The sequence below is a fragment of the Sphingobium abikonense NBRC 16140 genome, from assembly GCF_001598335.1.
Lineage (GTDB): Bacteria > Pseudomonadota > Alphaproteobacteria > Sphingomonadales > Sphingomonadaceae > Sphingobium > Sphingobium abikonense.
The window spans coordinates 43708-65711 of the sequence record NZ_BCYT01000005.1 but is presented as its reverse complement, the minus strand read 5'-3'; the positions used below and the strand labels follow the sequence as shown (position 1 = coordinate 65711).

23 protein-coding genes are annotated in these 22004 nt (G+C 63.1%); 15 read left to right on the top strand and 8 right to left on the bottom strand.

All coding sequences use genetic code 11. From position 1 onward, the window contains the following. Window positions 1-35: 35 nt before the first annotated feature. Together ggt and SAB01S_RS07405 are read right to left on the bottom strand one after the other, a co-directional pair. A complete protein-coding gene (ggt, locus tag SAB01S_RS07410; protein ID WP_062732435.1) occupies window positions 36-1739 on the bottom strand; it encodes a gamma-glutamyltransferase in 1704 nt (567 codons plus the stop codon). A gap of 72 nt (window positions 1740-1811) precedes the next feature. Further along, complete coding sequence (locus SAB01S_RS07405) at window positions 1812-2864, bottom strand: quinone-dependent dihydroorotate dehydrogenase (RefSeq protein ID WP_062732434.1); 1053 nt, start codon at window positions 2862-2864, stop codon at window positions 1812-1814. 344 nt (window positions 2865-3208) lie between these two features. Here SAB01S_RS07405 and SAB01S_RS07400 point away from each other — a divergent pair, with 344 nt between their 5' ends. The 12 genes from SAB01S_RS07400 (at window position 3209) to SAB01S_RS18420 (ending at window position 11834) form a co-directional block, all read left to right on the top strand. Beyond that, window positions 3209-4153 carry a helix-turn-helix transcriptional regulator gene (locus SAB01S_RS07400; RefSeq protein WP_062732433.1) on the top strand — a complete coding sequence of 315 codons (945 nt, stop codon included), beginning with the start codon at window positions 3209-3211 and terminating at the stop codon, window positions 4151-4153. A gap of 76 nt (window positions 4154-4229) precedes the next feature. Further along, entirely contained in the window at window positions 4230-4640 is a 411-nt protein-coding gene (locus SAB01S_RS07395; protein ID WP_021226733.1) for an RrF2 family transcriptional regulator, read from the top strand. Further along, window positions 4637-6121 (top strand): Fe-S cluster assembly protein SufB, encoded by a 1485-nt coding sequence (gene sufB, locus SAB01S_RS07390; RefSeq protein ID WP_062732432.1) that lies wholly within the window; start codon window positions 4637-4639, stop codon window positions 6119-6121. The genes SAB01S_RS07395 and sufB overlap by 4 nt, the downstream gene beginning before the upstream one ends. A gap of 322 nt (window positions 6122-6443) precedes the next feature. After that, entirely contained in the window at window positions 6444-6899 is a 456-nt protein-coding gene (locus SAB01S_RS07385; protein WP_021226735.1) for a hypothetical protein, read from the top strand. 4 nt (window positions 6900-6903) lie between these two features. Beyond that, window positions 6904-7647: a Fe-S cluster assembly ATPase SufC gene (sufC, locus tag SAB01S_RS07380; RefSeq protein ID WP_062732431.1), complete on the top strand. Its 744-nt coding sequence runs from the start codon at window positions 6904-6906 to the stop codon at window positions 7645-7647. After that, window positions 7644-8021 carry a hypothetical protein gene (locus tag SAB01S_RS07375; RefSeq protein ID WP_062732430.1) on the top strand — a complete coding sequence of 126 codons (378 nt, stop codon included), beginning with the start codon at window positions 7644-7646 and terminating at the stop codon, window positions 8019-8021. The genes sufC and SAB01S_RS07375 overlap by 4 nt, the downstream gene beginning before the upstream one ends. Next, window positions 8018-8770, top strand: a complete 753-nt coding sequence (locus SAB01S_RS07370; protein WP_062732429.1) for a SufD family Fe-S cluster assembly protein — start codon at window positions 8018-8020, stop codon at window positions 8768-8770. The genes SAB01S_RS07375 and SAB01S_RS07370 overlap by 4 nt, the downstream gene beginning before the upstream one ends. Continuing rightward, window positions 8767-9972: a cysteine desulfurase gene (locus SAB01S_RS07365; RefSeq protein ID WP_062732428.1), complete on the top strand. Its 1206-nt coding sequence runs from the start codon at window positions 8767-8769 to the stop codon at window positions 9970-9972. The genes SAB01S_RS07370 and SAB01S_RS07365 overlap by 4 nt, the downstream gene beginning before the upstream one ends. Then, a complete protein-coding gene (locus SAB01S_RS07360; RefSeq protein WP_062732427.1) occupies window positions 9969-10427 on the top strand; it encodes an SUF system Fe-S cluster assembly protein in 459 nt (152 codons plus the stop codon). The genes SAB01S_RS07365 and SAB01S_RS07360 overlap by 4 nt, the downstream gene beginning before the upstream one ends. Next, window positions 10427-10786, top strand: coding sequence for a HesB/IscA family protein (locus SAB01S_RS07355; protein ID WP_062732426.1), 360 nt, complete (start codon window positions 10427-10429; stop codon window positions 10784-10786). Before SAB01S_RS07360 ends, SAB01S_RS07355 begins: the two co-directional genes overlap by 1 nt. Window positions 10787-10807: 21 nt before the next feature. Next, window positions 10808-11608, top strand: a complete 801-nt coding sequence (locus tag SAB01S_RS07350) for a Rossmann-fold NAD(P)-binding domain-containing protein (protein WP_062732425.1) — start codon at window positions 10808-10810, stop codon at window positions 11606-11608. A 73-nt stretch (window positions 11609-11681) separates the two neighbouring features. Beyond that, the gene (locus SAB01S_RS18420; protein ID WP_157078291.1) at window positions 11682-11834 is read left to right on the top strand and encodes a hypothetical protein; all 153 of its coding nucleotides are present in this window, start codon (window positions 11682-11684) and stop codon (window positions 11832-11834) included. On the opposite strand, the gene SAB01S_RS07345 is transcribed toward SAB01S_RS18420, so the two are convergent. Together SAB01S_RS07345 and SAB01S_RS07340 are read right to left on the bottom strand one after the other, a co-directional pair. Next, complete coding sequence (locus SAB01S_RS07345) at window positions 11831-12745, bottom strand: DMT family transporter (protein WP_062732639.1); 915 nt, start codon at window positions 12743-12745, stop codon at window positions 11831-11833. The two genes, SAB01S_RS18420 and SAB01S_RS07345, sit on opposite strands and share 4 nt — an antisense overlap. A gap of 2 nt (window positions 12746-12747) precedes the next feature. Continuing rightward, the gene (locus tag SAB01S_RS07340; RefSeq protein ID WP_062732424.1) at window positions 12748-13758 is read right to left on the bottom strand and encodes a threonine aldolase family protein; all 1011 of its coding nucleotides are present in this window, start codon (window positions 13756-13758) and stop codon (window positions 12748-12750) included. A gap of 157 nt (window positions 13759-13915) precedes the next feature. On the opposite strand from SAB01S_RS07340, the gene SAB01S_RS07335 reads away from it, so the two are divergent. Together SAB01S_RS07335 and SAB01S_RS07330 are read left to right on the top strand one after the other, a co-directional pair. Continuing rightward, window positions 13916-15007 carry a branched-chain amino acid aminotransferase gene (locus SAB01S_RS07335; protein WP_062732423.1) on the top strand — a complete coding sequence of 364 codons (1092 nt, stop codon included), beginning with the start codon at window positions 13916-13918 and terminating at the stop codon, window positions 15005-15007. 62 nt (window positions 15008-15069) lie between these two features. Beyond that, window positions 15070-16278: an FAD-dependent monooxygenase gene (locus SAB01S_RS07330; RefSeq protein ID WP_062732422.1), complete on the top strand. Its 1209-nt coding sequence runs from the start codon at window positions 15070-15072 to the stop codon at window positions 16276-16278. A 50-nt stretch (window positions 16279-16328) separates the two neighbouring features. Here SAB01S_RS07330 and SAB01S_RS07325 read toward each other — a convergent pair whose 3' ends face one another. Together SAB01S_RS07325 and acs are read right to left on the bottom strand one after the other, a co-directional pair. Then, the gene (locus SAB01S_RS07325) at window positions 16329-16841 is read right to left on the bottom strand and encodes a cytochrome b (RefSeq protein ID WP_062732421.1); all 513 of its coding nucleotides are present in this window, start codon (window positions 16839-16841) and stop codon (window positions 16329-16331) included. Window positions 16842-16882: 41 nt separating this feature from the next. Then, complete coding sequence (gene acs / locus SAB01S_RS07320) at window positions 16883-18829, bottom strand: acetate--CoA ligase (RefSeq protein WP_062732420.1); 1947 nt, start codon at window positions 18827-18829, stop codon at window positions 16883-16885. A gap of 185 nt (window positions 18830-19014) precedes the next feature. On the opposite strand from acs, the gene SAB01S_RS07315 reads away from it, so the two are divergent. Further along, window positions 19015-19686, top strand: coding sequence for a glutathione S-transferase family protein (locus tag SAB01S_RS07315; protein WP_062732419.1), 672 nt, complete (start codon window positions 19015-19017; stop codon window positions 19684-19686). A 35-nt stretch (window positions 19687-19721) separates the two neighbouring features. On the opposite strand, the gene SAB01S_RS07310 is transcribed toward SAB01S_RS07315, so the two are convergent. Both SAB01S_RS07310 and SAB01S_RS07305 read right to left on the bottom strand, forming a co-directional pair. Continuing rightward, window positions 19722-20882 (bottom strand): GGDEF domain-containing protein, encoded by a 1161-nt coding sequence (locus SAB01S_RS07310; protein ID WP_062732638.1) that lies wholly within the window; start codon window positions 20880-20882, stop codon window positions 19722-19724. A 71-nt stretch (window positions 20883-20953) separates the two neighbouring features. Beyond that, on the bottom strand, window positions 20954-21835 hold the full coding sequence (locus SAB01S_RS07305) for a LysR substrate-binding domain-containing protein (protein ID WP_062732418.1): 882 nt from the start codon (window positions 21833-21835) through the stop codon (window positions 20954-20956). Window positions 21836-22004: the final 169 nt, after the last annotated feature.

Genomic DNA, 22004 nt, shown 5'->3' with positions numbered 1-22004 from the left:
GGTTGCCGGACAGGGCGCAGCGGCGCCTTATCCCGTCACTCCTGCAGGGATACGCCCGGGCTGCGCGGGTCCGCCGCGCCGACCCAGTGGCCGTCCGCCGTACGCTCGGCCGCATTGGCCTTGAGGCCGAGCGGGCTGATCGTGACATGATGGCCCAGCTTTTCCAGCGGACCCTTCATCGCCTCCAGCGACGTGCCCTGCTCCAGCACCAGACCATCCTTGTTGTAATAGATGAGCCCGTGCGCGATCGAATCCTGCGCTGACAGGCCCCAGTCGAAATGCGCGATCAGCGCCTTGGCCACCTGCATGATGATGGTCCGGCCGCCAGCCGCGCCCACGGTGAAGATGGGCACGCTCTTGTCGTCATAGACGATCGTTGGCGACATGGAGGACAATGGGCGCTTGCCCGGCTCGACACGGTTGGCGACCAGCTTCCCGTCCTTTTCCGGCGCAAAGCTGAAATCTGTCAGTTCATTGTTCAGGATCACGCCATTGGCGACCAGCTGGCTGCCAAAGAAGCTTTCGATGGTGGAGGTCCAGCTGGCAACGTCGCCATTGCGATCGACCGCGACGAAATGGCTGGTGCCCACTTCAGGCTGCGGCCCGGCGGCGGTGCGCGGCTGCGCGCCGGGGGGCGTGCCCGGTTCATAGGTGCGCAACGATCGGTCCAGCCGGATCATGGCGGACCGGCGCTTCAGATAAGCGGGGTCGATCATGCCGGCCACCGGCACCGATACGAAGTCGGGATCGCCCAGCCAGGTGTCGCGATCGGCATAGGCCAGTTGCATCGCTTCGCCGATCACATGCCAGCTGCGCGGATCGTCCTTGCCCCATTGACCGAGCGGGAAGCGCTCGACCATGCCCAATATTTCCAGCACGGTGACGCCGCCGGCCGATGCCGGACCCATGCCGCACACGGTATAGCCGCGATATTTGCCGCACACGGGTTTGCGCATTTTAGCGGTATATCCGGCAAGATCCGCCGTCGTCATCGGCACCGGATTTTTGGGCGCCTCCGTCACCGCCTTGGCGATCGCCTGCGCGTTTTCGCCAAGGTAAAATGCGTCCGGTCCTTCCGCCGCGACCTGTTTGTAGAGCGCGGCGAGCGGCGGGTTCTTGAGCAGAGTGCCGACCGGCGGCGGTGCGCCATCGACCCAGAAGTAGGATTGGATTTCCGGAAAATCCTTCCAGATATCCTTCAGTCGGTCGAGCGCGGTGGCGGTGCGCTCACCCAGTTCAAACCCGTCCTGCGCCAGCTTGATCGCCGGCTGGAACAGGTCGGCCCAGGGCAGCTTGCCCCATTTGCGGTGCGCGTCCCACGCCAGGCGCAAATTGCCCGGCACGCCCACCGAATAACCGCCCGGCCACGCCTGAATGAAGGGCAGGGGCTTGCCATCAGCACCAAGGAAACGGTCGGGCCGTGCGGCCGCCGGGGCGGTTTCGCGCCCGTCGATCGATTCCAGCAGGCCCGTGTCGCCATCATGATGCATCAGGAATCCGCCGCCGCCGATGCCGCTATTATGCGGTTCGACGACGCCGAGTGTCAGCATCATGGCGATCGCGGCGTCGGTGGCGCTGCCACCCTGACGCAATATCTCCTGCCCGGCCTGAGCCGCGCGCGGATCGGCGGCAGACACGGTGGCATTGAGGGCAACCGGAGTGCGGGCCAGCAGAGGCGCGGGCGCGGCGATGGCAAGAAGGGCGAGCGGGGCCAGTGCGGCCGGGAGGCGGAACGTCATGACCGGCACCCTAGGCGCTCTGCGACATGCCGCAACCTTTTCGATAGCATCATCATGGCTTTCCTGAACGGATCAGGCGTCGCTTCCCACCAATTCGGCGATGGTGCGCACCCCATCGCGCGTCATCAGCGCCTTCAGGCCGCTATTGATGCGCCGCGCCAGCCAGGGGCCTTCATAGACCAAAGCGCTGTAAATCTGCACCAGCGATGCGCCGGCGCGGATCCGGTCATAGGCGTGCTGCGCACTGGCGATGCCGCCTACCCCGATCAGGGGCAGGCGTGTGCCCAGAAGCCGCCGGAAATCGCGCAGCCGGGCCAGCGACAGGTCGGTCAGCGGAGCGCCGGACAGACCGCCGGCTTCGGCGGCGTGGACGGACCGCAGCGCCGGCCGGCTGACGGTGGTGTTGGACACGATGAGCGCATCTATCGCGTGGTCGATGCAGGCAGCGGCAATGTCCTCCATGTCTGCCGGCGTCAGATCGGGCGCCACTTTCAGGAAAATGGGCGTCGGGTCCGCGCCGCGCGCCGCCATCACCGCCCCCAGCAGATCATCGAGCGCCGCGCGATCCTGAAGCGCCCGCAATCCGGGCGTGTTGGGGGAGGAGATGTTGACCGTCAGATAATCGGCCAGCGGCGCCATGCAGGTGACGCCGGTGACATAATCGGCGATGCCCCGGCCTGCTGCCGTCGCATCCTTGTTCGCGCCGATATTGATGCCAATCACCGGGCCTTCACCCTTTGGCCGACGATAGCGCGCGATCCGGTCGGCCGCTGCGCCCTGACCACCATTGTTGAAGCCGAAGCGGTTGATGACGGCCTTGTCCTCGACCAGGCGAAACAGACGGGGCTGGGGATTGCCGGGCTGCGCCAGCGGCGTCAGCGTGCCGAGTTCGGCAAAGCCAAAGCCCAGCCCGTGCATCTTGTGCGCTACCCGCCCGTCCTTGTCATAGCCCGCGGCAAGGCCAACGGGGTTGGGGAAGCGCAGGCCGGCCACATGGCTTTCCAGCATCGGGTTAGTGGGCAATGGCTGCGCCGTCGGCATCATGCGCAGGGCGGCGATCGACAGATTATGCGCGCGTTCAGGGTCCAGCGCGAAGAGCAGGGGGCGGATCAGGCGATAGGACATGGCCGCGCTATGCCAGCGCCGTTCATCGCCGTCGAGTCAGGGTGGCATGAGCGCAACGCGCTCGCGTTTGCGTTACTTAATGACAGCAAACGTCATCAATGAGACCGTTTCGGACGAAGAAATGTCCGTTCTGTCCAATAAACTTTCAACGATTCGGGCGTAAAGCGCTCCTGCGACCCGAAGGCTCCTAGGCCCTATGGCCAACGAGACCTTTTCCTGACCCGGCGATGAAAGTCGCCGGGTCATTTTTTGCCCTTTCGCCGTCCAAGGGGCGGTTGGCCACTGGACTTCATGCCTCTTGCGTATTGTGACGTCACGCGCATAGTGAGCGCCGGGGTGAAAATATGGGGTCGCATCAGGCATCTAAGCCGGCGAGCGCAGTCGCGCTGCCGGATGAACGGGGACCGCTGTCCTACGCGGTGGCTGCGGCGCAGGGGCCGGTGCGGCTGCATTATATGCCGCCGCCCGAACATCTGCGGCTCTATTTCGGGTCCATCTATCATTTCAGCGTGACCGCCGAGTCCTATGCCGACGCCACGCGCGCCGACGTGCCACAATTGCGCTTCATGCTGACGGGCAGCGGCCATTATCAGTTTCAGGACGGCGTGAAGGTCGCGACGCCGCCTGTCTGCCTGCTCGGACCGACGATGGGGGCGACGCGATTCGTGCTGGACGGCCCGGCGCGCGTGCTCGGCATTTCCTTGCTGCCTGCCGGCTGGATATCCTTGTGCGGCAGGGACGCCAGCGATCTGGCCGACCGGCTGCTCGATTTCACCGACGCCCGCGACGGCGCTTTTGCCGCGATGCTGGATCGCCTGCGCGCCATGGATGAAGGGGAGGGCGAGGCCATGGCGAATCTGGTCTGGACACAGCTTGGGCGGATTGTGCAACCGTTGCGCAAGGCCAGCTGGGAATTGCTCGCCGCTGTCGATGCCTGGCTGATCGGCGAAGGGTCGCCGCGCATCGAAGCGCTGGCGGAAGCGACCGGCCTGTCCCAGCGCCAGCTGGCGCGGCTCACCAACCGTTATTATGGCGCGCCACCCAAATTGCTGGCGCGCAAATATCGGGCGCTGCGCTGCTCCGCCCGGATCGCGCTGGACGGCGAAAGCTGGCAGCAATTATGCGAGGAGGCCGGCTTTTACGACCAGTCGCATTTTATTCGCGAAATCAAGCATTTCATCGGCCTGACACCCCATCAGTTGCAGACCGAGCCATCGGCGGTCGCGCAGCTGACATTGCTGCGCCGATCCCTGGGCAGCGACGTCGCGGTTCTCAACCGCCTGTCATAAAAACCCTTGATTCCCGCCGCGCGGGGGACCACATGCGCAATCGGATGGATTCGATCTGATTTGAGAATGGTTCGCAATGCGCTTGTCGAGTTTCGCTGATTATGCCGTGGTGCTGATGAGTGCGGCTGCGCGCCATTGCGGGGCCGCGCGGATGAACGCGACGACCCTGGCCGCTGAAACCGGCATTCCGCTGCCCACCGCGCAAAAGCTGGTGAGCCGGTTATCGGGGGCGGGACTGCTCGAATCGAGTCGGGGTACTGGCGGCGGGGTCCGCCTGTCCCGTCCGCCCGCCGCGATCACGCTGGCGGATGTGGTGGAAGCGGTCGAAGGGCCGATCGCCATGACCGCCTGCGCTGAAATGGGCGCGCATGACTGCAATCTGGAACGGGATTGCCGCATCCGCCCGCACATGAATGTCGCGAACAATGCGATCCGCCAGGCGCTGGCCGGAGTGACGATCGCGAGTTTGACGAGAGAGATGGCATGACCGACGACGTGACGACCATACGCAATCAGGAAGCACTGGAGGCCGCCGAGCGTGCGTCCACCTACGAGCATGGCTGGTCGTCCGCGATCGAGCAGGATTTCGCGCCCAAGGGGCTGAACGAGGATACGGTCCGCTTCATTTCCGCCAAGAAGCAGGAGCCGCAATGGCTGCTCGACTGGCGGCTGAAGGCCTTTGCCCAATGGCAGACGATGGAATCGCCGGACTGGGCCAAGCTCAACGTCCCGCCGATCGATTATCAGGACGCCTATTATTATGCCGAGCCCAAGAAGAGGGCGGAGCTGAACAGCCTTGATGAGGTTGATCCCGAAATCCTCGCCACCTACCAGAAACTGGGCATCCCGATCGCCGAGCAGGAAATGCTCGCCGGGGTGAAGGGCAGCCGCAAGGTTGCCGTGGATGCGGTATTCGACAGCGTCTCGGTTGCCACCACCTTCCGCGAGGAACTGGAGGAGGCGGGCGTCATCTTCCGCTCGATCAGTGAGGCGGTGCGCGAATTTCCTGACCTCGTAAAGAAATGGCTGGGGAAGGTCGTGCCGATGCACGACAACTATTTCGCCACCTTGAATTGCGCGGTCTTTTCCGACGGCACCTTCGTCTATATTCCCAAGGGCGTGCGTTGCCCGATGGAGCTCAGCACCTATTTTCGCATCAATGCCGAGAATACGGGACAGTTCGAGCGCACGCTGATCGTCGCCGACGAAGGGAGCTATGTCTCCTATCTCGAAGGCTGCACCGCGCCGATGCGCGACGAGAATCAGCTGCATGCGGCCGTGGTCGAACTGGTCGCGCTGGACGATGCCGAGATCAAGTACAGCACCGTTCAGAACTGGTATCCCGGCGACGAGAACGGCAAGGGCGGTATCTATAATTTCGTGACCAAGCGGGCGCTCTGCCAGGGCCGCAACAGCAAGGTTTCGTGGACGCAGGTCGAAACCGGCTCTGCGATCACATGGAAATATCCCAGCTGCGTGCTGAATGGCGAAAACAGCGTCGGCGAATTCTATTCGGTCGCGCTGACCAACAACAGGCAGCAGGCCGACACCGGCACAAAGATGATCCACAATGGCAAGGGCACCCGCTCGACCATCGTGTCCAAGGGGATCAGCGCGGGCCGCAGCAACAACACCTATCGCGGGCTGGTGCGGGTGGCGCCGGGCGCGGAAGGGGTGCGCAACTTCACCCAGTGCGACAGCCTTTTGCTGGGCGATCAGTGCGGCGCGCATACCGTGCCCTATATCGAGGTGCGCAACCCCTCGGCGCAGATCGAGCATGAGGCGACGACGAGCAAGATCAGCGACGACCAGCTTTTCTACGCGATGCAGCGCGGGCTGGACACGGAAAGCGCGGTGTCGCTGATCGTCAACGGCTTCGCCAAGGAAGTGCTGCAACAGCTGCCGATGGAGTTTGCGGTCGAGGCGCAGAAGCTGCTCGGCATCTCGCTGGAGGGCAGCGTGGGGTGAAGAATGTATTAGGCGCAGCTCTTCTCTTTTGTAGCGCTTGCGGGAGTGACGATGCGGCGCTTAGTGCTGCAAAGGCATTCCAATTAGGAGCTGAGAAATGTTTGCTTGTCGTTCGTGACAGGGGTGCAAAGTATGAGTCAGCGCCTGAATGCCTTTCGTTGAAGGTGCTATCCGAATCCTATGTTGATGCCGGCGGTCAGCTACCAAATGAAAATCAACAGAGTGCTTTTGTAGCCGAAACAGGACGACGGATGGCGTGGACGGCCCGTGCCATATCTGCATCTGGCGATCCAACGATCAGTCTATGGTAAGGACAAGAATTTTGAGCGACGAAGACGATATTCAGGATGCCCTCGCCGATTTCGCGGAGGATGTGGGCAATGGCCAGTCATGGACGGCCGCCATCCGCATCCTGACCGAGGATTATGAGCTGGAGGAGGGCGAGCTGGAAGCGCGCGCGCGCAAGGATTTCGGCGATCTCGATGCCTATCAGGCTGAATGTCGCGCTGCGCTGGAAAAGGGCGACGCGGCGTTCACCGAGCGGCTGAAGACCGACAAGGCGTTTCACAAGGCCAAGGCCCCCAACCTCGCCCGTATGGAGCCCGTGACCGAATTCGTAACCGGCGTCCTGGAAAAGGGCGCGCCCGAACCCGGCGCGGACTGGTGGCCCTATATGCCGATCAAGCGCCATATCGATACGCTGTTCCCCGCGCCGGGTGACGTGCGCGACATGGCCTTCTGGACCGCGCGGACGCTCCAGCGCGCGCACAAGGGGTAACCCAATGCTGACGATCAACGACCTCACCAATGAAATCGACGGCAAGCCGATCCTCAAGGGCCTGTCGCTCTCGATCAAGGCGGGGGAAATCCACGCGATCATGGGGCCGAACGGCGCTGGCAAGTCGACGCTGGCCTATACGCTGGGCGGTCGTCCCGGCTATGAGGTGACGGGTGGCGAGGCCGCCTTTGACGGTGTGAACTTGTTCAGCTTGGACCCGCATGAGCGCGCGGCCGCCGGGCTGTTCCTGGGGTTTCAATATCCGGTCGAGATACCCGGCGTCTCCAACCTGCAATTTCTGCGCGAAAGCCTCAACAGCCAGAAGCGCGCACGCGGCGAAGCGGAACTGAATGGCGGCGAGTTCATTCGTCTGGCCAAAGACAAGGCGGCGCTGCTCGGCCTCGACATGGAGATGCTGAAGCGTCCGGTGAATGTCGGCTTTTCCGGCGGTGAGAAGAAGCGCGCCGAAATGGTGCAGATGGGCATTCTCGATCCCAAGCTGGCGATCCTCGATGAAACCGACTCCGGGCTCGACATCGACGCGCTCAAGATCGTGGGTGCCGGCATCAATGCGATCATGCGCAAGCCCGACAAGGCGGTGTTGCTCATCACCCATTATCAGCGGCTGCTCGATTATGTGAAGCCGGACTATGTGCACGTCCTGGCCGGCGGCCGGATCGTCAAGTCAGGCGGCCCGGAACTGGCGCTGGAGTTGGAGCGCGAAGGATATGCGGAGGTGATGGCGTGACGTTTCGCAGGCAAAGGCTGATCGCGATCCTGATCGGCGCGGTCCTGTGGCTCGCAGCGGCGCGTGTCGTGCATTATTTCCCCTTCCTGTTTGACGGGGGCGAAATGTCCGCCATCGCCTTTGCCGCCATCATCGTCACAAGCTGGTTCACGGTCGACATATTGCGGCTGGCGACGCGCTGCAGCCCCGGGCGTCTGGCACCGCTGATGGCGTGGGGAACCCTGACGGCGCTGATGCTCGACGGGCTGGTGATCAGCTTCGCCCCCTCCTTCTATGCTTCGGTCAGCAGCGCCACCCAGTTCGGCGCGGCGGCTATCATGTGGGGGGCGGGGCTGGGCCTGCTGTTCGCGCTCATCCGGGACAGCGCGAAATGACCAGCATGATATTTCCGACGCGGCGCGACGAAGCGTGGCGCTATAGCGATATCGCCGCGCTGGCGACTCTCTGGCCGCTGCCCGCACCCACGTGCATCGATGTGGCCGCTGGTGAAACGGCGCGCTGCCATCTGTTGCAGGACGCGGCGGACGGAGCGACCGCCGTGCATGATTATGTCATCGCAATCGCCGACGGCGCGCGCTGCGACTTCCATGTGCTGAACATCGGCGGAAAGCTCGGTCGCGTAACCTTCGCCGTCACGCTGGGTAAGGGATCGCATTTCGAACTCAACGGCGCGATCATCGGCGGCGGCGACCAGACTCTGGAAATCGTGACCAGCGTCACGCATGCCGAGCCGGATGCGACCAGTGGCCAGACGATCCGGTCGATTTTGGGCCAGCGCGCCACCGGCAGCTATCTGGGCAGCATCAACGTCGCGCGTGACGCGCAGCGCACCGATGCCTTTCAGTCGGTCAAGGCGATGCTGCTCGATCGCACCGCCACCGCCAACGCCAAGCCGGAACTGGAAATCTTTGCCGACGACGTCAAATGCGCGCACGGGGCGACGGTCGGCGAACTGGATCGGCAGGCGCTGTTCTACATGGCGAGCCGCGGCATGGACCCGGCCACGGCCAAGACATTGTTGCTCAAGGCGTTCGTCGCCGGCGTATTCGACGATGTGAGCGACGAAGCGGTGAAGGACCGGCTGGAGGCTGCCGCGATCGCGAAGCTGGAGACGCTGGTATGACCGACCTCGCTCAAGGGCTGCGCCTGCGGGACGATTTTCCCGGTGTCGGCGACTGGCATTATCTCGACAGCGCCGCGACCGCGCAAAAGCCCCAGGCCGTGATCGACGCCATCGCCCGCGCTTATGGGGCCGACTATGCGACCGTGCATCGCGGCGTCTATGAACGCTCGGCCAATATGACGCTGGCCTATGAAGCCGCGCGGCGAAAGGTCGCGCAGTTCATCGGCGCGGCGTCTGATGCCGAGATTATCTATGTGCGCGGCGCGACCGAGGGGATCAACCTTGCCGCGCACAGCTGGGCGAGCACGCAGCTCAAGGCGGGCGATCGCATTCTGCTGTCCACGCTGGAGCATCACAGCAATATCGTCCCCTGGCAGATCGTGGCCGAACAAGTCGGCGCACAGATCGACGTCGTGCCACTGACGCAGGATGGCTGTATCGACCTTGACGCCATGGCGGCGATGATCACGTCCGCGCACAAGATGGTGGCGCTGGCGCATGTTTCCAATGTGCTGGGCAGCGTCCTAGACTGCCGCCGCGCGGCCGACATCGCACATGGCGTGGGCGCCAAAATCCTGATCGACGGCTGCCAGGCCGTCCCGCGCATTGCCGTCGATATGGCCGCGCTTGACTGCGACTTCTACGTTTTTTCCGCGCACAAGCTTTATGGCCCGACCGGCATCGGCGTGCTGTGGGCGCGCCAGGAACTGCTGGAGATGATGCCTCCCTATCAGGGCGGCGGGTCCATGATCGACAAGGTGACGTTCGAAAAGACGAGCTATGCCCCTGCGCCGACGCGTTTCGAAGCGGGCACCCCGCATATCACCGGCGTGGTCGGCCTGTCGGCCGCGATCGATTATGTGCAGGCGATCGGGCTAGATGCGATCCATGCGCATGAATGCGCGCTCGTCGCAAAGGCGCGATCGGCGCTTGAGGATTTGAATAGCGTAAGGCTGTTTGGACCGGACACTTCGGCTGGAATCCTCTCTTTTGAACTTCAGGGGGTTCATCCGCACGACGTCGGCACCATATTGGATGAAGGCGGCGTCGCCATCCGGGCCGGCCATCATTGCGCCCAGCCGTTGATGAACCATCTGGGTGTTGACGCGACCGCGCGGGCCAGCTTCGGCCTGTATAGCGATGATAGCGATGTGGACGCGCTGGTGCAGGGTCTGGCGCGGGTAAGGAAGATTTTCGGATGACCGACGAACGCAGAATCATGGTCGAGGAAGTGGAGGCCGTCGACGCGCCGCCGAAGGCGCGGGTAGACGCGGCTGAGCCTGCTCCACGCCAGCGCGACTATCTGGACGGATTTCTGTCACAGCCGCCCGCGCCGCAACCTGTCGGAGAGCCGGGCGGCGACCTGTATGAAGCGGTGATCGACGCGCTCAAGGAAATTTACGACCCGGAAATTCCGGTCAATATCTATGATCTGGGCCTGATCTATGGCGTGGATATCAACGAAGGGCATGTCGCCGTCACCATGACGTTGACGACGCCGCACTGCCCGGTCGCTGAATCCATGCCGGGTGAAGTGGAACTGCGCGTCGGCGCCGTACCGGGCGTCGGCGATGCGGAGGTCAACCTCGTCTGGGACCCGCCATGGGACCCGCAGAAGATGAGCGACGAGGCCAAACTCGAATTGGGAATGCTGTAATGACGACAGAAACCAAAGCGCGCGCCCGCCCCGCTGCCGTCAACCTGACGCCCAATGCCGAGGCGCGCATCGCGGACCTGATGGCGCAGGCGCCCGAGGGGACGATCGGCGTCAAGCTGTCGACCCCGCGACGGGGCTGTTCGGGCCTTGCCTATTCGGTCGATTATGTTGCGGAAGAGGCCAAGTTCGACGAAAAGATCGAAACGCCCGGCGGCACCTTCTACATTGACGGCGCATCGGTCCTGTATCTTGTCGGGTCGACCATGGATTGGGTCGAGGATGACTTCACCGCCGGCTTCGTGTTCAACAATCCCAATGCCAAGGGCAGCTGCGGCTGCGGCGAAAGCTTCACGGTCTGACCCCGGCCGGCTGATCCTTTGATGCCCCACATGCTTATTTTAGGCATGGGATATACTGCTTCGCAACTGGCGGATCGGTTGCGTGAGCAGGGCTGGCGCGTGACCGGCATTCGGCGCACGGGTGATACCGGGTCCGAAATCCTCGCTTTTGATGATGACAGCGCCGTTCGTTCTGCTTTGGCTGAGGCCAGTCACATTCTCTCGTCCGTGCCACCTGCTGGCGATGTCGACCCCGTGCTTGATCGCTATGGGCCAGCCATCGCCGCCGCACCCGCCGTCTGGACCGGCTATCTCTCCTCTACCGGCGTCTATGGCGACACCAAGGGCGCGTGGGTGGATGAAAGCGCGCCAATCGGTCTTGGTCGCCGTACGGCCCGCGCGCAGGCGGATGAGGATTGGGGCGGCTTGCGGGACGATATGCGCCGATTTCGCCTTCCGGGCACCTATGGCCCCGGCCGCTCCGCGATCGACCGCGTGCTCGAAGGACGCGCCCATCGGATCGACCTTACTGACCAGATTTTCAGCCGCGTCCATGTCGATGATATCGTGACGGGCGTGATCGCCTCGTTTGAAGGGCCGCCCGGCATCTATAATCTGGCCGACGATCTGCCCTGCGCGCAAAATCGAGTGATCGAACTGGCGTGCGATCTGGTCGGGACGCCATGGCCACCGCTCCAGTCGCTCGACGCAGCCGGGCTGTCCCCCATGGCGCGGGGCTTTTATGCGGAAAATCGCAGGGTCGCCAATGGTCGTGCAAAGCGCTTGCTGGGCTGGGCTCCACGCTATCCCACCTATGTCGAAGGTCTGCGCGCCTGCCTTTGAGCGGCGCGGTGTGGTTTACGCCTTGTTAACCCACACTGCGCGACAAAGGGCCATCGTTCCAAGAGGATATTTGATGACCCGCTTCGACCAGGCCTTTGCAGCTGTTTCCGACCGAATGCATCAACCATCGGCGCCGCAGGCTAGAAGAGTCCAGGCGTCGTCCCTCTCCAGCCTGATCGAGCGCGTGAACAGCACCAAGCAGCGCTATCAGCCGGGCAGAAGCTAAGCCTTTTTTGACCGCAGGGCGACGACCATGCCAGCAATTGCCAGCAAAGCCCCCGGCGCGGCGAAACCAGTCCAGCGATAGCCTTCAAACAGCGTGGAAATGAGCATCGCGATCACCGGTATCAGGACGGACGTATAGGCGGCGCGCCCCGCGCCGATCGTCTGGATCAGGCGAAAATAAAGCGGAAAGGTTACGACCGACCCGGCAATGCCCAGATAGGCGATGCCGGCCAGATAGCTCAGCCGCCACTCGATGACAGGGGCGCCTGCCGTGACCCATGCAAAGACGGCGTCGATCGCCGCGCCGATCAGCATCGCCCATGTCAGCACGGCCATCATGGGAAGCCGTCGGGCAATTTCGGTGCCCTGCATGACATTGGCCGCTGACGCGCTCAGCAACCCCAGTATCGAGAAGGCCGCGCCCAGCAATATGGCGTCCGGCGCGACGTCAGCCGCGCGATATTCATGGACCAGCATCATGACGATCCCCGCCGTCGCAATTGCCGATCCGACGATGAAACCGCGCGTGACCGGCTGACGAAAGGCGAGGAAGGCAAGAAGCGAATTGGGAATCAGCAGCATCGCGTAAACGACAGCGACGACGCCGGAGGTCAGATGCTGCTCGGCGCGATAGACAAAATTGAAGTTGAGCACGAATTGCGCGGTGCCAAGCAAGCCGGCGAACAGCATGCCCGCCCCGCCGATGCGAAGCGACACGCCGCGTAAGCGCGCGAAGATCGCCATGGCGATCCCGGCCAGCAAAAAGCGGTAGCAGACCGACCAGCTGGGCGGCACGCTGCCCAGCTGGTCTCGGATCACGATCCAGGTCGAACTCCAGATCAGCGTGACAAGCGCGAAGGGAATCAGGACTGCCTTGGCTGTGTCGGCAGGAACCGATGGCGCGTCAGCCACGATCAAAGCCGGGCGAGTGCCGCAGCAAGCGGCGCGACGGCGGCTTCGTCCTGCGACCAGTTTGTGACCAGTCGCGCGGCTCCATGTCCCCAATCGTGAAAATCAAAGCCCTGGGCACGCAACGTCGCGGCTTCCTCGGCCGTCAGGCGCACGAACAGTTCATTGGCCTCGACAGGGTGCATCAAACGGTTTCCCGCCCCTTTGGCGAGGAGCTGGGCCGCCACATTCGCTGCGCTGGCGTTGCGAAGCCACAGGTCATTTTCGATCATCGCCAGCAATTGCGCGGCGAGATAGCGCCCTTTGGAGAAAAGATGCCCCGACCGCTTGCGCCAGCGCCGCGCCTCTCCTGCACGGTCCCGCGCCTGCGGACCGAAGAAGAGCAGCGCCTCGCCGATCATGCCGCCATTTTTCACGCAGCCAAAGGTCAGCGCATCCACGCCCGCACGCCATGTCACATCTGCCGGCGCGCAGCCCAGATGCGCCACGGCGTTGGCGAACCGGGCGCCATCCATGTGCAATCCCAGACCATGCGCCTTGGCGACATCGCTCAGCGCCGCGACCTCTTGCGGCGTGTAGACAAGGCCATATTCGGTGGCGTTGGTGATGCTGATGGCGCGGGTTGGCACCTGATGCACATCCGGCCTGATCGCCTTCAGCCGGTCGCGAATGGCGTCCGGTGTCAGTTTCGCCCCGACACCCGGCAGCGGCATCAGCGTCGCGCCATGGGTGAAGAACCCCGGCGCGCCGCACTCGTCCACGACGATATGCGCCTCTTCATGGGCAATCACGCCGCCATAAGGGGGGCAGAGGCAAGCGAGCGCGATGCTGTTCGCCGCCGTTCCGCTGGCGATCCACAGGGCCTGCACCGGTGTTCCGAACAAGGCGGAGAAGGCATCGTCCAGTCGCGCGCTCCATGCGTCGCCATCATAGCCATGATCCGCCCGGTCGGCGGCGGCGATGGCGGCCATGACGTCCGGGCAAACAGGCGTCGCATTGTCGGAAAAAAAGTGCATGGCATGGCGATAGCGAGCCGTTCGCCGATCTGGAAGGGGCCATCGAGGACGCGGTGGCCCTGTGCCTGTTTATTAGGTCAGCATAGATGACCAATTGTTTCGCGCGCTGCTCTGTGACATAGGCGGCGCGTCCTATTCATGCACAAGGAGTCCCGCCATGGACGTCGAGCAGAAGTCGCGCTTCACCGTCACTCGCAGCAGCCAGGCTGTGGCAGCGGACCAGCGCGCGATCCTGCTTGCCGACCCGGGTTTTGGCCGAGTGTTTACCGATCATATGGTGACCATCCGTTACACGGAAGGACAGGGGTGGCACAGCCATAAGGTGGGTCCACGCGAACCCTTCCAGATGGATCCTGCCTGCGCGGTGCTGCATTATGCCCAGGAAATCTTCGAAGGCATGAAGGCCTATCGCTTGAACGATGGCCAAATCGCCATGTTCCGACCGGAAGAAAATGCCCGTCGGTTCAGGGAATCGGCAGAGCGCATGGCCATGCCGGCGCTTCCCCAGGACCTGTTTCTGGAGGCCGTCGCTGAACTGGTGAAGATCGACGCGGACTGGATTCCCGAGGGTGAAGGCAGCCTGTATCTGCGCCCCTTCCTGTTCGCGAGCGAGACATTCCTGGGCGTGCGTCCGTCCAATGAATATATATTCTGTGTCATCGCCTCGCCCGCCGGCGCCTATTTCAAGGGTGGCAGCAAGGCTGTGACCTTGTGGGTGTCGGAACATTATAGCCGCGCCGCGCGCGGTGGGACCGGCGCCGCCAAATGCGGCGGCAATTATGCCGCCAGCCTGATCGCGCAGAAGGAAGCGATCGGTCACGGCTGCGACCAGGTCGTCTTTCTTGACGCCGCCGAAAATAAATGGGTCGAAGAACTGGGCGGCATGAACGTCTTTTTCGTCATGGATGACGGGTCGATCGTGACGCCGCCCCTTGGTGGGACCATCCTGCCCGGCATCACGCGGGCGTCGATTATCGATCTGGCTCGCGGCCATGGCCATGACGTGCGCGAGGAGCCCTATAGCTTCAGCCAATGGCGGGACGATGCCGCCAGCGGCCGACTGCGCGAGGCCTTTGCCTGTGGCACCGCTGCCGTCGTCACGGCGATCGGCACGGTCAAGAGCAGCGGTGGCGACTTTACGATCGGCAACGGCGATGGCGGCATTGTGACTGAAAAGTTGCGCGCGCAGCTGACCGGTATTCAGCGCGGCACCGTCACCGATCCAGCAGGCTGGGTACATATCGTCTGATTTCGCTTGGTCCGCTGCCGGGCCGTCTTTCCATTTCCCGCGGCAGGACCTAGATACAGGGCATGGAACGCTACGACGTCGTCATCCTGGGCGGGGGGCTGGTCGGCCTCACCTTGGGCATCGCCCTTTCCGGACATGGCGTGAAGACCGCCATCGTCGATCCTGCCGACCCTGTCGATGTGACGGCGGCGGGGTTCGACGCACGCGTGTCGGCGATCAGTTCGACAAGCTATGCCATGCTTCAGGCCATTGGTGTCGCGCGGCATCTGGATGGCAAGGGCTGCCCGATCGATCGCATCTGGGTCAGCGACGGGCTGGAACGGGGCGCGCTGGATTTCGTGCCCGATGCCGATGACGGCCTGATGGGAACGATGTTCCCCAACCGGGATCTGCGGATCGCGCTGGCGCAAACGGCAGCGGAGGCCGATCATCTGACCTTCTATCAGCCCGATCGCGCGACGGCCGTCGATCGCGGCAGCGATGGGGTAACACTGACGTTGCAGAATGGCGCGACGATCGGTGCGCCCTTGCTGGTCGCGGCCGAGGGGCGAAACAGCCCGACGCGTGAAGCAGCGGGCATCCGCACAACCCGCTGGCAATATAGCCACACGGCCATGGTCACGGCGATCGACCATGAGATACCGCATGCCAATACCGCGTATGAGATTTTCTATGTGGGCGGCCCCTTCGCCCTGCTGCCGATGTTGCCAGGGACCCGGTCGGCTGTGGTCTGGACCGTGCCGACGGGTCAGGCGCCCGCCATGCTCAAATTATCCGAACGGGCCTGGCTGGCAGAGGCGCAAAAGCGGATTGGCGGCTTCCTGGGAGACATCAGCCTGGCCGGACCGCGTTCCTCCTATCCGTTGGGCTTTCACCATGCCGCGCGCATCACGGATACCCGCTTGGCGCTGGTGGGGGATAGTGCCCATGCGATCCACCCCATCGCCGGCCAGGGTTTGAACCTGGGTTTTCGCGATGTCGCCGCGCTGGTGGAGGTGGTGGTAGAAGGCATGCGGCTGGGCCTAGACCCTGGCGATGCGCAGCTGCTCGCGCGCTATCAGCGCTGGCGCGGCCTCGATGCCTTGATGACCAGTGTCGCCATGGACGGTCTGGTGCGTCTGTTCGATATTCCCGGCAAGCTGCCGTCTCTGGCGCGGCGAGCGGGCCTGGCTATGGTGCAGCGCACGCCCATGCTCAAGGGCCGCTTCATGGCGGAAGCGCGAGGCCAATCGGGGGCATTGCCACGGCTGCTCGCCGGCGAGAGGCTCTGACGCCCGCGTGATCGCGGCAATAGCCTCTGGTAGCCCTTAGCGGTCACCGTTCAGGTCATGCGGCGCAAGACATCATCCTTCAGCACCAGATGATGACGCAGCGCCGCGCCGATATGGAGCAGCAGCAGCGCGCTCCATAGCCATGGCAGCAGTTCGTGGGCTTCGTGCGCCAGGCCAGTGAGGGCGTCCTCCCGACCCACCCCAAATTTGGGCACGTCGAACAGGGCGAACCAGGTGAGCGGTCGGCTGCCAGCGGACGTCATGATCCAGCCGGACAGGGGAACGGCCAGCATCAAGGCGTAAAAGGCCAGATGCGTGACATGCGCTGCGCTCTTCTCCCACCCCGGCATCTCCTTGGGGAGAGCCGGCGACCGATGTGTCAGGCGCCAGACGATGCGGCAGACCGTGAGCGCCAGTACCGTCAGCCCGATCGACTTGTGAAGGGGCATGACGCCCCAATCGCGCGGCAGCGCCTCATGCGCGAATCCAAGCACCAGATTGGCGATGATGAGCGCCGCCATGATCCAGTGCAGCGCCCGAGCGGCAACGGTATAACGGGTCAAATTTCGCTCCCTGCGTCTCTGGAACCGGCACTCAGGCCCGCTTATCCACCCTGACGATTGGAGACCAGATTATCCACCACGGAAGGGTCGGCGAGTGTGCTGGTGTCGCCCAATGCCTGTGCCGACACCTCCCCCTCGGCGATTTTGCGCAGGATCCGGCGCATGATCTTGCCGGAACGGGTCTTGGGCAGGCCCGGCGCGAACTGGATCACATCCGGCGTCGCGATCGGGCCGATTTCCCGCCGCACCCAGTTCACCAGCGTCTTGCGCAGCTCGTCACTGGCTTCATCGTCATTATTGAGCATGACATAGGCGTAAATGCCTTGGCCCTTGATATCGTGAGGAAAGCCGACCACCGCCGCTTCCGCCACGCTTTCATGCAGCACCAGCGCGCTTTCGACTTCCGCCGTTCCCATGCGGTGGCCCGACACGTTAATGACGTCGTCCACCCGGCCCGTGATCCAGTAATAGCCGTCCGCGTCCCGCCGCGCGCCGTCGCCGGTCGTATATTTGCCGGGGAAGGTCGTGAAATAGGTTTGAAAGAAGCGGTCATGATCGCCCCAGACCGTCCGCATCTGCCCAGGCCAGCTTCGTGCGATGACCAGATTGCCCTCGGTCGCGCCTTCCAGGACCTTGCCCTCGGCATCGACGATCTGGGGCACGACGCCCGGCATGGGCAGGGTCGCCGATCCGGGTTTCAGATCAGTTGCGCCGGGCATGGGCGCGATCATCGCCCCTCCGGTTTCCGTCTGCCACCAGGTGTCGATGATCGGGCAGCGATCCTCGCCGACCACATGATGATACCAGCGCCAGGCTTCGGGATTGATCGGCTCGCCAACCGTGCCGAGCAGGCGCAACGATGCGCGACTGGTCGCCTTCACATGGTCGTCGCCTTCTTTCATCAGCGCGCGCAGCGCCGTGGGGGCGGTGAACAGGGTCTGGACCTGGTGGCGATCCACGATCTGCCAGATGCGCGCGGGCGTGGGATGATTGGGCACGCCTTCATACATCAGCGTCGTCGCCCCATTGGCGAGCGGCCCATAAACAATATAGCTGTGGCCTGTGACCCAGCCGATATCGGCGGCGCACCAATAGACGTCCCCCGGCCGATAGTCGAAGCATAGTTCATGGGTCAGGCTGGCCCAGAGCAGATAGCCGCCGGTCGTATGAAGCACGCCCTTGGGCTTACCGGTGGAGCCGGAGGTATAGAGGATGAACAGCGGGTCCTCCGCCTGCATGGGTTCGGCCGGGCAGTCGGCTGCGACCTTTTCCGCTTCTTCATGCAACCACAGGTCGCGGCCCGGCGTCATGGGGATATCGGATCCCGTCGCCTTGACCACGATCACCGACTTGACGCCGGGACAGTCGTTGAGGGCTGCGTCGACATTGGCCTTGAGCGCCACTTTTCGGCCCGCGCGGCAGCCTTCATCTGCGGTCACGACGATGGTGGAGTCGCAATCTTGAATGCGACCACACAGCGCATCGGGTGAAAAGCCGCCGAACACCACCGAATGGATCGCGCCGATCCGCGCGCAGGCGAGCAGCGCGAACGCCGCTTCCGGTATCATCGGCAGATAGATCGTGATCCGGTCGCCCTTCTTCGCGCCCGCTGCCTTGAGCACATTGGCGAAGCGACATATTTCGGCATGAACCTGGCGATAGCTGTAACGGCGCGTCTGGGCATCGGGCGAATCGGGTTCCCAGATGATCGCGGTCTGGTCTCCACGCTCTTCAAGGTGTCGGTCCACGCAATTGACGCTGACATTCAAGACACCGTCCGCGAACCATTTGATACCGAAATCCGCTTCGTCAAAACTGCTTTCATCGGCGCGCGTGGGTGGGGTTATCCAATCCAGTCGCTGCGCCCTCTCCAGCCAATAGGCGTCGCTGTCTTCGATCGAGCGGGCATAATCGGCTTCGCGCTTGGCCCGATCCATATAGGCTGCCTCGACCCAGGCTTGCGGCACAGGGAAGAAATCTTCAGGCATCGGCTATCCTTTCCAAGGCGAAATCCATTATCGGCGCCCTTCTATCGTCCGGTTTCCGTTGCCGAAAGGGGCGATGCGCTCGGCAGCCGCCATCCTTTTGGCCAATGCGCTGGACGACCATGGGTGTCATGCGATCGCTTTTGCCGCTTCCCCCGCGACGCGCCTGCGCCTAACAGACGGTTTCTATGTGGCTGCTCTATCAATTCCCCCTATGCCCTTTTTCCCGCAAGGTCCGGCTGCTGCTGGGCGAAAAGGGCATCGGCTATGATCTGGTGCGCGAATCGCCATGGGCGATGCGCGACGAATTTCTGGATCTCAATCCCGCCGGATTGACGCCGGTGATGACGGATCAGGAACGGGGCGTCACGCTGCTCGACAGCCAGGCGATTTGCGAATATTTCGAAGAGACGGTGGAGAAGGTCCCTCTTATCTCAGGGACCGCCGCAGGGCGCGCCGAAGTCCGCAGGCTGACCGCCTTTTTCGACCAGAGCTTCTATGGCGACGTAGTCGGCCCGCTTTTGCATGAACGCATGAAAAAGCGACTGATTGAACGCGCGCCGCCCGACGCCCGCGTATTGCGCGAAGCGATGAAGCGCGCGAACGTCCATATGGATTATATGGACTATCTGCTCGATCATCGCAGCTGGATGGCGGGCGGCACGCTCAGCTTGGCGGATATCGCTGCGGCCGCGCACCTGTCCGTCGCCGATTATCTCGGTGGCATCGACTGGGCTGGGCATGAGCCTGTGCGGCGCTGGTATGCCGGATTCAAGTCCCGACCGTCGTTCCGCCCGCTTCTGTCGGAACGGATGGAGGTCATCGCGCCGCCACCGCATTACGAAAAGCCTGATTTCTAGGATTCCAAGGCCGGCGGGCCTTCGCGGCCAAACGGTCAATCCGTCTCGGCGGCCAGATAGACGCGGTTGCGGCCATGTTCCTTGGCCAGATACAGCGCGCGGTCGGCAGCCTTGAGCGCGGCGCGGGGATCGTCAAAGGCCAAAACATTGGCGACGCCCGCTGAAAAGCTCACCCGGTCCATGCGTTCGCCATTGGTGCGGTTGACCAAGCTGCGGCTGGCAAGGTCTTCGCGCACTTCGTCGACCGCTTCGCATGTCTCTGCAGCCGTCTTGCCCCTGAACAGCATCACGAATTCCTCGCCGCCATGTCGCGCGACATGACAACGATCATCCGATACCTTGGCAAGCAAGCCCGCCACGAATTTCAGCACACGGTCGCCGGTATCGTGGCCGTGGGTGTCGTTGATGGCTTTGAAATGGTCGATATCGCAAAAGGCGATGGACAAGGACTCGTTCGCCGCCTGGGCCTCCGCGACTTCGTCCCGCAACCGCGCTTCAAAGGCGCGGCGGTTGGGCAGGCCGGTCAGATGATCCTGTTCGGCAGCGCGACGGGCGGTTTCCAGACTGGATTTCAGCGCCTGCGTCTGCTTCTGATTCTCGCGCAGTTGAGTTTCCACGGCCCGCGTTTTTTCGACCATCGACCGGGTCAGCCCGACCAGGCGGGCTAGCACCGGCTCGCCCTCGGCCACGTCAGCCAGATCCTTCGCCTGCTCCTGCAACGCCGCACCATAATCCTTCGCTGACTTGCGCGATTCGTGCATCAGGCCGGTGAACTGGTCGAGATTTTCCTCCACCTTGTCCAACATGGTGGCGAGCGATTCGGGCGTGACCTCATCCGCGCGCTGTTCAGCGGCCAGGGTTTCGACCCAGCCATTGGTGATCTTGCCGCGTTCCATCATGACGGCGCGAATGGCTTTTTCGACGCCGATATTCGCGCCGGTCAGATAATCGAGCGCGACGCTGAAATTGATTGCCGTCAGGTCCAGATCATGCGCGAAGAGGAAGTCGCCAATGTCGGCATAAAGCTGACGCCGCCGGTTGATTTCGCGATTGGCGGCGGTGCCGGCCCGCTGTCGGGTCGCCGCCTCAGCCTCCTGCGGCTCATCCGGTCGCCCGGACAGTCCCTTCGCCCACCGTGCCAGGCGGTCGGTCAGCCCGTGTTGCGCATTGGCGGATGAAGATGGTGCCCCGATCATGACCTTCATAACGGCCACGCAAGGAAAGGCTTAAATGCGTGGCGCTAAAGAACCGTATCGCCTTGTGCGGCCTAGATTTCCGCGGCCACAAGCCAGTCGCGAAAGATGCGTACGGCCCGCGTCTGAAGCGCGCGCGGGCGGCACACGAAGAAATAGCGATAGGGACTTTCGACGTGGATGGGAAACAGCCGCACGAGCCGGGGGTCCTTGGACTGCTCGAAATGGCTGGCGTGCATGACGGCCACGCCCAGCCCCTGCGCGGCCGCTTCCAGCATCAATTGGCCCGAATCATAATTGTCGACGGCCAGTGGTTGCAAGTCGGGAAGGCCCGCGGCTTCCTTCCAAGCATCGAAGGACAAGGCCATGTCGCGGTGGAGCAGGATCGTCTGCTGCGCCAGTTCCTCGGGCGATTTGAGCGCCTGAGGCCCTTCCAGCAACTGTCGCCGTCCGATCAGATAGACCTGCTCATGGTCGAGTTCATGCGCGTACAGCGCCGGATCAATGTCCTTGGCCATCAGGACGATCGCAGCGTCCAATCCTTCGCCGAGCCGCGCCACGGCATGGGGCGTGGTTTCAATGTCGATATGCAGTTGCGGATGCTGTTGCCGCAGCCGACCCAGATGCGGGAACAAGCGCTGCGTCGCGAACAGCGGCATGACGGCGAGCCGCAGGCGCAGCTGGTTGCCCCCGCTCTGAATATTTTCCAGCGCCTGGCTGAGCGAATCCAGCGCTGGCGCGATATCATCGAGCAGTCGCTGACCGTCGAGATTGATCTCCAGCGCCTGATGCTTGCGGTCGAACAACGGCCGCCCAATGAATCGCTCCAGCGCCTGGACGCGGCGGCTGAGCGCCGGCGTCGACAAGGCAAGTTCCTCCGCGGCAGCCTTGACGGAGCCAAGGCGGGCGACCTGAACAAAGGCCTCCAGGGCCGTAAGGGGCGGCAATCTGCGCATAATCTGTCACAAGTCCGAAGCCGATCCGCTGCGCCGCGTCAATTCTCTTTATCGAACGGCGCGCTTCCCGGTTTCAAGCATCCTGTCCGCAATGAGCAGGAAAATGCGAAAAATGGCAAGATGCATTTTTTGCAACCCCAACTTTCATTTCGCACTTGCGAAAGAACGC